Origin of the sequence: Cellulosimicrobium composti (assembly GCF_009711085.1) — a bacterium.
In the GTDB taxonomy this organism is placed as follows: domain Bacteria; phylum Actinomycetota; class Actinomycetes; order Actinomycetales; family Cellulomonadaceae; genus Cellulosimicrobium; species Cellulosimicrobium composti.
The window spans coordinates 1-10863 of record NZ_WMKA01000075.1 but is presented as its reverse complement, the minus strand read 5'-3'; the positions used below and the strand labels follow the sequence as shown (position 1 = coordinate 10863).

The following is a 10863-nucleotide window of genomic DNA, read 5'->3' as shown; positions in this document are numbered from 1 at the left end:
GCGCGCCCGCCCCGGCCCGGCCGGTCGGGCCGCGCGCGCGGCGTGCCCGCCGACCCGGCGTCGGTCCCCGTGCCGCCGCCCCCGGCGACGGGCCCGATCGGTACGGAGGCCGTCAAGGCGCTGCGCGGCGGCACGTGGATCGGCGTCCTCGAGCGGTTCGCGATCACGGGCTGCCTCCTCGCGGGCGAGCCCGGCGGGATCGCGTTCGTCGTGGCGATCAAGGGCCTCGGGCGCTACCCCGAGCTGCGCGAGCACCCCGTCGCGTCGGAGCGGTTCGTCATCGGGACGCTCGCGTCGATGTGCTGGGCCGCGACCGTCGGCGTCGTGGCGAACGCGGTACTCGTCGCGCTCCGGTAAGATCGTCAAGGCCCATTTCCGCACCCCTCTCCCGGGTGGACCCGTCGTGCCTCCCGGCACGGCACCGCGTGGGCGCAGACCGCAGACCCTCCGACAGGAAGACGAACGTGGCGACCACCAACGACATCAAGAACGGCACCGTGCTGCGACTCGACGGCCAGCTGTGGACCGTGATCGAGTTCCAGCACGTCAAGCCCGGCAAGGGTGGCGCGTTCGTCCGCACCAAGATCAAGAACGTCATGACGGGCAAGACGATCGACAAGACGTTCAACGCGGGGCTCAAGATCGAGACGGCGAACGTCGACCGTCGCGACTTCCAGTACCTGTACCAGGACGGCGCGGACTACGTGTTCATGGACACGTCGACGTACGACCAGATCACGATCCCGGCCGGGATCGTGGGCGACGCCAAGGACTACATGCTCGAGAACCAGAACGTCCTCGTGGCGTCCAACGACGGCCAGCCGCTCTACATCGAGCTGCCCGCGTCCGTCGTCCTCGAGATCACCTACACCGAGCCCGGCCTGCAGGGCGACCGCTCGACGGGCGGCACGAAGCCCGCGACGCTCGAGACGGGCGCGCAGATCCAGGTCCCGCTCTTCCTCGAGCAGGGCACCAAGGTCAAGGTCGACACACGCGACGGGTCGTACCTCGGCCGCGTGAACGACTGACCGAGACCGGACCGCCGAGAGCACCGAGGGACAGCCGATCACCATGGCCGCACGCACCAAGGCGCGCAAGCGCGCGCTCGACGTCCTCTTCGAGGCGGAGCAGCGTCAGGTGGACCCGACGACCCTCCTCGCGGAGCGCGTCACCGACCCCGGCACCGCCCAGACCGCCCTGCCGCAGTACGCGGTCGACATCGTCGAGGGCGTCGTCGCGCACCGCGAGCGCATCGACGAGCTGCTCGAGACGTACTCGCACGGGTGGACGCTCGAGCGCATGCCGGCCGTCGACCGGGCGCTGCTGCGCATCGGCGGCTGGGAGATCCTCTTCAACGACGACGTCCCGGACGTCGTCGCGATCGACGAGGCGGTCGACCTCGCGCGGTCGCTGTCGACGGACGACTCGCCGTCGTTCGTCAACGGCCTGCTCGCGCGCATCGTCGAGATGAAGCCGACGATCACCGCCTGACCCCGCCCGGCCCCGGGCCGGCGTGCACGACCCGACCGCGGCGTCGGTCACCCTGGTGTGACCGACGCCGCGTCCCACCCGGCGGGACGCGAGCCCGCCCCCGCGATCGGCGGCGGTAGGGTGGGTGACCGTCAGACATCCTTTAAGGCCCGTCCCGTGAGGCGGGGAAGGAGGTCGCCGGACATGAGCTCTGGCGCTGCTGTGCCCACACCCCCACCGACCACCCCCGGTCCGCACGCCGAGGCCGGGACCGTCGTCCTGACGGCCGCGGACATCTCGCGCGCGCTGACGCGCATCGCCCACGAGATCGTGGAGCGGAACAAGGGGGCCCACGACCTGGTCCTGCTCGGGATCCCGACGCGCGGCGTCCCGCTCGCGGCGCGTCTCGCCGAGCGGCTCGTCGCCATCGAGGGAGCCTCCGCCGACGCCGCGCTCGACCCGCAGGCGATCGTCGGCGAGCTCGACGTGACGATGTACCGCGACGACCTGCACCGCCACCCCACGCGCACGATCGGCGCCACGCGCCTGCCCGCGTCGGGCGTCGACGGCAAGGTCGTCGTCCTCGTGGACGACGTCCTCTACTCCGGCCGCACGATCCGTGCCGCGCTCGACGCGATCAGCGACCTCGGCCGCCCGCGCGCGGTGCAGCTCGCCGCGCTCGTCGACCGCGGGCACCGCGAGCTGCCGATCCGTCCTGACTTCGTCGGCAAGAACCTGCCGACCTCGACGTCGGAGCGCGTGAGCGTGCGCCTCGCCGAGGTGGACGGCGACCCGGGCGACGGCGCCCCCGCGGACGCGGTCGTCATCCGGCCCGCGGCCGGCGCGACCGCGGCGGAGGCGGGCGCATGAGGCACCTGCTCTCCACCCAGGACCTGTCGCGCCCCGACGCGGTGCGCATCCTCGACACGGCCGCGCAGATGGCCGCCACGCAGTCGCGCGAGATCAAGAAGCTCCCGACGCTGCGCGGGCGCACGGTCGTCAACCTCTTCTACGAGGACTCCACGCGCACGCGCATCTCGTTCGAGACGGCCGCCAAGCGGCTGTCGGCCGACGTCATCAACTTCTCCGCCAAGGGTTCCAGCGTGTCCAAGGGCGAGTCGCTCAAGGACACGGCGCTCACGCTCCAGGCGATGGGCGCGGACGCGGTCGTCGTGCGGCACCAGGCGTCGGGCGCGCCGCACGTGCTCGCGCACGCCGGCTGGCTCGACGCGGCCGTGGTCAACGCGGGCGACGGCACGCACCAGCACCCCACGCAGGCGCTGCTCGACGCGTACACCCTGCGCCGCCACCTGTCGGGCACCGCCCTCGCGGCACCCGGCGCGAGCGGCCCGGACGACGCGGCCGCGCGCGGCGCGGGGCTCGACGGGCGCCACGTCGCGATCGTCGGGGACGTGCTGCACTCGCGCGTCGCACGGTCCAACGTGCACCTGCTCCACACGCTCGGTGCGCGCGTCACGCTCGTCGCGCCGCCCACGCTCCTGCCCGTCGGTGTCCAGACGTGGCCGTGCGAGGTCTCCTACGACCTCGACGCGACCCTCGCGGGCGACACCGCGCACGGCGGCCCCGACGCCGTGATGATGCTGCGCGTGCAGCGCGAGCGCATGAGCGGCGCCGGCGCCGGCGGGGGAGCGTTCTTCCCCAACCCGCTCGAGTACAGCCGCAAGTACGGTCTCGACGCGCGGCGCCTCGGCCTCCTCGCCGAGCACGCGATCGTCATGCACCCCGGCCCCATGAACCGCGGTCTCGAGATCTCCGCGCAGGCGGCCGACTCGCCGCGCGCGGTCATCGTCGAGCAGGTCGCGAACGGCGTGGCCGTGCGCATGGCCGTGCTCTACCTCCTCCTCGCGGGCAGCGACGAGGCCGAGGTCGCCGGCGCGCCGGCCGCCGCGACGGCCCCGCTCGCCGCGCCCGTCCCCACCGTCGAAAGGGTCCCCGCCTCGTGAGCAGCGCCGCAACCACCACGTACGTCCTGCGCGGCGCGCGCCCGCTCGGCGGCGAGCCCGTCGACCTCGTGCTCTCCGGCGGCGTGATCGCCGAGGTCGCGGCCGTCGGCGCCGCGTCCCCCACGGACGCGGTCGTCGTCGACGCGACCGATCTCGTCGCGCTCCCGGGCCTCGTCGACCTGCACACCCACCTGCGCGAGCCCGGTCGCGAGGACGCCGAGACGATCGAGTCCGGCACGCGCGCCGCCGCGGCGGGCGGGTTCACCGCGGTGCACGCCATGGCCAACACGACGCCCGTCGCGGACACCGCGGGTGTCGTCGAGCAGGTGTGGCGCCTCGGGCGCGACGCCGGCTGGGTCGACGTGCACCCGGTCGGCGCGGTCTCGGTGGGCCTCGCGGGCCGCCAGCTCGCCGAGCTCGGCGCGATGGCCGACTCCGCGGCGCGCGTGCGCGTGTTCTCCGACGACGGGAGGTGCGTCGACGACCCGATCCTCATGCGCCGCGCGCTCGAGTACGTCAAGGCGTTCGACGGCGTCGTCGCGCAGCACGCGCAGGAGCCGCGCCTGACCGAGGGCGCCCAGATGAACGAGGGCGTCGTCTCCGCCGAGCTCGGCCTCGCGGGCTGGCCCGCCGTCGCCGAGGAGGCGATCATCGCGCGCGACGTGCTGCTCGCCGAGCACGTGGGGTCGCGCCTGCACGTGTGCCACCTGTCGACGGCGGGCTCGGTCGAGATCGTGCGCTGGGCCAAGGGCCGCGGGATCGACGTCACCGCCGAGGTCACGCCGCACCACCTGATCCTCACCGACGAGCTCGCACGCGGGTACGACCCGACGTTCAAGGTCAACCCGCCGCTGCGCACCGCCGCGGACGTCGAGGCGGTCCGCGAGGGCCTGGCCGACGGGACGATCGACATCGTCGCCACCGACCACGCGCCGCACGCGCGCGAGGACAAGGACTGCGAGTGGGCCGCCGCCGCGTTCGGCATGACGGGCCTCGAGACGGCGCTGAGCGTCGTGCAGCAGACCATGGTCGACACCGGGCGCATGACGTGGGCCGACGTCGCGCGCGTGCTGTCCGCCGCTCCCGCGCGGATCGGGCGGATCGACACCGGCGAGCGTGCGCAGGGCCGCCCGCTCGAGGTGGGCGAGCCCGCGAACGTCACGCTCGTCGACCCGGCCGCCCGGCGCGTCGTGGACGGCGCGGGCCAGGTCACCGCGAGCACCAACACCCCGTTCCAGGGCCACGACCTGCCGGGCGCGGTCGTCGCGACGTTCCTGCGCGGCCGGGCCACCGTGCTCGACGGCGCCCCCGTCGAGGCCGCCGAGGCGCAGGGGGTGCGGGCGTGAACCTGCCCCAGCCCGTCGCGGTCGGCATCTGGGTCGTCCTCGGGGTCGTGCTCCTGACGCTCGTGCTCCTGGGGCGCCGCCGGCTCGAGCGGCGCTCCGCGGGGGTCGTCCCCACGCCGCCGGCCGTGCCCGAGGAGACGGCGCGCGGCACGGTCGTCCTCGGCCCGCTCGACGCGCTCTACGTGTCGAGCACCGTCGCGGGCGACTGGCTCGCCCGGGTCGGTGCGCACGGCCTCGGCGACCGCGCCCAGGCGCAGGTCACCGTCCACGACGGCGGCGTGCACGTCGAGCGCCGCGGCGCCCCGGACGTGTGGGTGCCCGCCGAGTCCGTCGAGGCAGCGGCCCTCACGCCGGGGATGGCCGGAAAGTTCGTCGGCAAGGAGGCCATCGTCGTCGTGACGTGGACCGTGCCCGCGGAGCCGGTCCCGGCGGAGGCACAGGCCCCGGCGGAGCCCGAGGTGCGCCTCGACACGGGCCTCATGCCGCGCCACGACCACGACGTCGCGCGCCTCCTGGAGGCGGTGCGCGGGCTGGTCCCGGCCGGAGGGCGCCCGGACGAGCGACGAACCGGGGCGCCGAGCAGCGCCGTCGCCCCCACAGACCCCGAAGACCCGGCGCCGACGCGCGAGAGCGCGGCCCCCGGCACCGACGAGAACGACGAGGAAGCGCCTTGACCGCCTCAGCGAACGCAGTGACCACCCCGGCGACCGGCACCGACCGCGCCCTGATCGTCCTCGAGGACGGCACCGTGCAGACCGGGCGCGCCTACGGCGCGCGCGGCACCACGGTGGGGGAGGTCGTCTTCAACACCGGCATGACCGGCTACCAGGAGACGCTCACCGACCCGTCCTACCACCGGCAGATCGTCGTCATGACGGCCCCCCACATCGGGAACACGGGCGTCAACGACGAGGACCCCGAGTCCGGCAAGATCTGGGTCGCCGGGTACGTCGTGCGCGACGCCGCGCGACGCGCGTCGAGCTGGCGCGCCCGGCGCACCCTCGACGAGGAGCTCGCCGCGCAGGGCGTGGTCGGCATCAGCGACGTGGACACGCGCGCCCTCACGCGCCACCTGCGCGAGCTCGGCGTCATGCGCGCCGGGATCTTCTCGGGCGACGCGCTCGTGCGCGACGGCTACCCCCGCACCGTCGAGGACCTCGTCGCGGAGGTGAAGGCCGCGCCCGCGATGGCGGGCGCCGACCTCGCGCGCGAGGTCAGCACGGACGAGGCGTACGTCGTCGAGCCGTTCGAGGGCTCGACGCCCGACGGGGAGCCCGTCGCGACCGTCGTGGCCGTGGACCTCGGCATCAAGTCCATGACGCCGCAGCGCCTCGCCCAGCGCGGGGTGCGCGTGCACGTGGTGCCGGCCTCGACGACGATCGAGCAGATCGAGGCGTACGCGCCCGACGGCGTGTTCTTCTCCAACGGCCCCGGCGACCCGGGCGCCGCGACGCACGAGGTCGAGCTGCTGCGCGGCGTCCTCGACCGCGGCACCCCGTTCTTCGGGATCTGCTTCGGCAACCAGATCCTCGGGCGCGCGCTCGGGTACGGCACGTACAAGCTCGCGTACGGCCACCGGGGCATCAACCAGCCCGTCATGGACCGCCGCACCGGCAAGGTCGAGGTCACGGCGCACAACCACGGGTTCGCCGTGGACGCGCCGCTCGACGGCGAGTCCGTCGCCCCGCACGACGGCGGCCGCTACGGGCGCGTCGTCGTGTCCCACGTCGGGCTCAACGACCAGGTGGTCGAGGGGCTCGAGTGCCTCGACCTGCCCGCCTTCTCCGTCCAGTACCACCCCGAGGCCGCGGCCGGCCCGCACGACGCGGCGTACCTCTTCGACCGCTTCGTCGAGCTCATGGCGTCCCGACGCTCCGAGGGCTCCGAGGCCGCCGACCAGAACATCAAGGAGAGCTGACCGTGCCTCGCAGAACCGACATCTCCAGCGTCCTGGTCATCGGGTCCGGCCCGATCGTCATCGGCCAGGCGTGCGAGTTCGACTACTCCGGCACCCAGGCGTGCCGCGTGCTCAAGGAGGAGGGCCTGCGGGTCGTCCTCGTGAACTCGAACCCGGCCACGATCATGACCGACCCCGAGTTCGCCGACGCCACGTACGTCGAGCCGATCACGACCGAGGTCCTCACGTCGATCATCGCCAAGGAGCGCCCCGACGCGCTCCTGCCCACGCTCGGCGGGCAGACCGCGCTCAACGCGGCGATCGCGCTCGACGAGGCGGGCGTGCTCGCGGAGTACGGCGTCGAGCTCATCGGCGCGAACATCGCGGCGATCCAGAAGGGCGAGGACCGCCAGCAGTTCAAGGACGTCGTCGAGAAGTGCGGCGGCGAGTCCGCGCGCTCGCTCATCGTGCACACGGTCGAGGAGGCGGTCGCGGCCGCGGGCGACCTCGGCTACCCCATGGTCGTGCGGCCGTCGTTCACGATGGGTGGCCTCGGCTCGGGCTTCGCGTACGACGAGGAGGAGCTGCGCCGCATCGTCGGGCAGGGCCTGCACTACTCGCCGGTGACGGAGGTGCTCCTCGAGGAGTCGATCCTCGGCTGGAAGGAGTACGAGCTCGAGCTCATGCGCGACAAGAACGACAACGTCGTGGTCGTGTGCTCGATCGAGAACGTCGACCCGGTCGGCGTGCACACGGGCGACTCGATCACGGTCGCGCCCGCGCTCACGCTCACCGACCGCGAGTACCAGAAGCTGCGTGACATCGGCATCGCGGTGATCCGCGAGGTGGGCGTCGACACGGGTGGCTGCAACATCCAGTTCGCCGTCGACCCGGACACGGGCCGCGTCATCGTCATCGAGATGAACCCGCGCGTGTCGCGCTCGTCCGCGCTCGCGTCCAAGGCGACCGGCTTCCCCATCGCGAAGATCGCGGCGAAGCTCGCCGTGGGCTACACGCTCGACGAGATCCCGAACGACATCACGCAGGTCACCCCGGCGTCGTTCGAGCCGACGCTCGACTACGTGGTCGTCAAGGTCCCGCGCTTCGCGTTCGAGAAGTTCCCCGCGGCGGACCCGACGCTCACGACGACCATGAAGTCGGTCGGCGAGGCGATGGCGCTCGGGCGCAACTTCACCGAGGCGCTCGGCAAGGCGCTACGGTCGATCGACAAGGGCGGCGCGGTGTTCCACTGGGACGGCGAGCCCGTCTCCGGCGCCGAGCTCGACGACCTCCTGGTGCGCATCGCGCGTCCCACGGAGAACCGCATCATCGGCGTCCAGCAGGCGCTGCGCGCGGGCGCGAGCGTCGAGCAGGTGTTCGAGGCGACGAAGATCGACCCCTGGTACCTCGACCAGATCCAGCTCGTCAACGAGGTCGCCGCGGCCGTCGCCGACGCGCCCGCGCTCACGCACGACGTGCTGCGCGAGGCGAAGAAGCACGGCCTGTCGGACGCGCAGGTCGCGCGCCTGCGCGGCATGGGCCCGGCGGGCGAGGCGACGGTGCGCGAGGTGCGGTACGCGCTCGGCGTGCGCCCCGTCTACAAGACGGTCGACACGTGCGCGGCCGAGTTCGCGGCCCGCACGCCGTACCACTACTCGTCGTACGACCTGGAGACCGAGGTCGCCCCGCGCGAGCGCGAGGCCGTGATCATCCTCGGCTCGGGCCCGAACCGCATCGGCCAGGGCATCGAGTTCGACTACTCGTGCGTGCACGCGGCCCTCACGCTGCGCGAGCGCTACGAGACGATCATGGTCAACTGCAACCCGGAGACGGTCTCGACCGACTACGACACGTCGGACCGCCTGTACTTCGAGCCGCTGACGTTCGAGGACGTGCTCGAGGTCTACCAGGCCGAGCTCGCGGCCGGCCCGGTCAAGGGCATCATCGTCCAGCTCGGCGGGCAGACGCCGCTCGCCCTCGCGCAGCGCCTCGCGGACGCGGGCCTGCCGATCCTCGGCACGAGCCCCGAGGCGATCGACGCCGCCGAGGACCGCGGCGAGTTCGGCCGCGTCCTCGTCGAGGCGGGCCTGCCCGCCCCGGCGTTCGGCACCGCGCGCTCGCTCGACGAGGCGAAGGACGTCGCGGCCGGCATCGGGTACCCGGTGCTCGTGCGCCCGTCCTACGTGCTCGGCGGGCGCGGCATGGAGATCGTGTACTCGGCGGAGCAGCTCACGGGCTACGTCGAGCGCGCCCTCGCGGCCGCGGCGGCCGAGGACCGTACGGCCGGGACGCTGCCCGCGCCGCTGCTCATCGACCGGTTCCTCGACGACGCGATGGAGATCGACGTCGACGCGCTCTACGACGGGACCGAGCTGTTCCTCGGCGGCGTCATGGAGCACATCGAGGAGGCCGGCATCCACTCGGGCGACTCGGCGTGCGTCCTGCCGCCCGTGTCGCTGTCCGAGCAGGAGATCGAGCGGATCCGCCGCTCGACCGAGGCCATCGCGAAGGGCGTCGGGGTGCGCGGCCTGCTCAACGTGCAGTACGCCCTCGTCTCGGACGTGCTGTACGTCCTGGAGGCGAACCCCCGCGCGTCGCGCACGGTGCCGTTCGTGTCGAAGGCCACGGGCACGTCGCTCGCGAAGGCCGCCGCGCGCGTCATGGCCGGCGAGTCGATCGCCGCGCTGCGCGCGGCGGGCGTCCTGCCCGCCGAGGGCGACGGCGGCACGCTGCCGCTCGACGCGCCGATCGCGGTGAAGGAGGCGGTCCTGCCGTTCAAGCGGTTCCGCACCGCGGACGGCACGGTCGTGGACACCGTCCTCGGCCCGGAGATGCGCTCCACGGGCGAGGTCATGGGCTTCGACCGCGACTTCCCGCACGCGTTCGCGAAGTCGCAGGCCGCGGCGTTCGGCGGGCTGCCGACGTCGGGCCGCGTGTTCGTCTCGGTCGCGGACCGCGACAAGCGTTCGATCGTGTTCCCGGTGAAGCGCCTCGCGGAGCTCGGGTTCGAGATCCTCGCGACGGACGGGACGTCGAGCGTGCTGCGCCGCAACGGCATCGCGTCGCGCGTCGTGCGCAAGTTCTCCGCGGGTCGGGGCGCCGACGGCGAGCCGACGATCGTCGACCTCATCACCGCGGGCGAGGTGGACATGGTCATCAACACGCCGTCCGGCCAGGGCGCACGCGCCGACGGCTACGAGATCCGCGCGGCCACGACCGCGGCCGACAAGCCGATCGCGACCACGGTGGACCAGCTCGCCGCCGCGGTCCAGGGCATCGAGGCCGTCCTCGCGGGGCCGTTCGCGGTCGCGAGCCTGCAGGAGCACATGGCGGGCGAGGGCCTCACGGCCGGCGTCGCGCCCGCGGCTCCGGAGCGGGTGGGCGCGTGAGCGCGGGGTTCGGCGCGCGGCTCGGCGCGGCGATGGACGACCACGGCCCGCTGTGCGTCGGCATCGACCCGCACCCCGGTCTGCTCGCGGACTGGGGCCTGCCCGACGACGCCGCGGGGCTGCGTGAGCTCGGCCTGCGGGTCGTCGAGGCGATCGGTGGGCGCGTCGCCGCGGTCAAGCCCCAGTCGGCGTTCTTCGAGCGGCACGGGTCGCGCGGCGTCGCGGTGCTCGAGGAGGTCCTCGCGGCGGCCCGGGCCGCCGGCACGCTGGTGGTCATGGACGCCAAGCGCGGCGACATCGGCTCGACCATGGCGGCGTACGCCGACGCGTACCTGCGCGACGGCTCGCCGCTCGCCGCGGACGCCCTCACGGTCTCGCCGTTCCTCGGCTTCGGGTCGCTGCAGCCCGCGGTGGACGCCGCGCTGGAGACGGGGCGCGGCCTGTTCGTGCTGTGCCTCACGTCGAACCCCGAGGGTGCCGAGGTGCAGCACGCGCGCCGCGGCGCCGGGGCGGGCGTCGAGTCCGTCGCGGCGCACGTCGCGCGGGAGGCGGCGCGCGTGAACGCGCCGGTCGTCGAGGCGGGCGACGCGCTGGGGCCGGTCGGCCTCGTGGTCGGCGCGACGATCGCCGACGCCACGGCCCGCACGGGCACGGACCTCGCCGCGGTGCGCGGTCCGCTGCTGGCCCCGGGCGTGGGTGCGCAGGGCGCGGGCGCGGCGGAGCTCGCCGCGGTGTTCGGCGCCGCGCGCGGGCAGGTGCTCGCGTCGTCGTCGCGTGGCGTGCTGCGCGCGGGCCCG

The 10863-nt window shown here is 74.0% G+C and carries 10 protein-coding genes; all 10 read left to right on the top strand.

Features of this window, described 5'->3' with window-relative positions; all coding sequences use genetic code 11:
- Positions 1–357, top strand: a 357-nt coding sequence (locus GJV82_RS19625) for a hypothetical protein (protein ID WP_225873488.1), incomplete at its 5' end; no start/stop codon positions are given.
- Positions 358–464: 107 nt separating this feature from the next.
- Positions 465–1028: an elongation factor P gene (gene efp / locus GJV82_RS18500; protein WP_318657826.1), complete on the top strand. Its 564-nt coding sequence runs from the start codon at positions 465–467 to the stop codon at positions 1026–1028.
- A gap of 43 nt (positions 1029–1071) precedes the next feature.
- Positions 1072–1491, top strand: coding sequence for a transcription antitermination factor NusB (gene nusB, locus GJV82_RS18495; protein WP_024839637.1), 420 nt, complete (start codon positions 1072–1074; stop codon positions 1489–1491).
- A 183-nt stretch (positions 1492–1674) separates the two neighbouring features.
- Positions 1675–2340, top strand: a complete 666-nt coding sequence (gene pyrR, locus GJV82_RS18490; protein WP_155100230.1) for a bifunctional pyr operon transcriptional regulator/uracil phosphoribosyltransferase PyrR — start codon at positions 1675–1677, stop codon at positions 2338–2340.
- The gene (locus GJV82_RS18485; protein ID WP_115942521.1) at positions 2337–3434 is read left to right on the top strand and encodes an aspartate carbamoyltransferase catalytic subunit; all 1098 of its coding nucleotides are present in this window, start codon (positions 2337–2339) and stop codon (positions 3432–3434) included. The genes pyrR and GJV82_RS18485 overlap by 4 nt, the downstream gene beginning before the upstream one ends.
- A complete protein-coding gene (locus GJV82_RS18480; RefSeq protein WP_318657825.1) occupies positions 3431–4780 on the top strand; it encodes a dihydroorotase in 1350 nt (449 codons plus the stop codon). Before GJV82_RS18485 ends, GJV82_RS18480 begins: the two co-directional genes overlap by 4 nt.
- Positions 4777–5454: a PH-like domain-containing protein gene (locus GJV82_RS18475; RefSeq protein ID WP_318657824.1), complete on the top strand. Its 678-nt coding sequence runs from the start codon at positions 4777–4779 to the stop codon at positions 5452–5454. Before GJV82_RS18480 ends, GJV82_RS18475 begins: the two co-directional genes overlap by 4 nt.
- Positions 5451–6698 (top strand): glutamine-hydrolyzing carbamoyl-phosphate synthase small subunit, encoded by a 1248-nt coding sequence (carA, locus tag GJV82_RS18470; RefSeq protein WP_225873487.1) that lies wholly within the window; start codon positions 5451–5453, stop codon positions 6696–6698. Before GJV82_RS18475 ends, carA begins: the two co-directional genes overlap by 4 nt.
- 2 nt (positions 6699–6700) lie before the next feature.
- The gene (carB, locus tag GJV82_RS18465) at positions 6701–10066 is read left to right on the top strand and encodes a carbamoyl-phosphate synthase large subunit (RefSeq protein WP_318657823.1); all 3366 of its coding nucleotides are present in this window, start codon (positions 6701–6703) and stop codon (positions 10064–10066) included.
- A partial coding sequence (pyrF, locus tag GJV82_RS18460; protein ID WP_318657822.1) for an orotidine-5'-phosphate decarboxylase occupies positions 10063–10863 on the top strand: 801 nt, incomplete at its 3' end. The genes carB and pyrF, both read left to right, overlap by 4 nt.

Bases quoted from the DNA above. Each gene is read 5' to 3' on its own strand.
- nusB (WP_024839637.1), top strand. From the start codon at position 1,072: ATGGCCGCACGCACCAAGGCGCGCAAGCGCGCGCTCGACGTCCTCTTC.
- pyrR (WP_155100230.1), top strand. From the start codon at position 1,675: ATGAGCTCTGGCGCTGCTGTGCCCACACCCCCACCGACCACCCCCGGT.
- GJV82_RS18485 (WP_115942521.1), top strand. From the start codon at position 2,337: ATGAGGCACCTGCTCTCCACCCAGGACCTGTCGCGCCCCGACGCGGTG.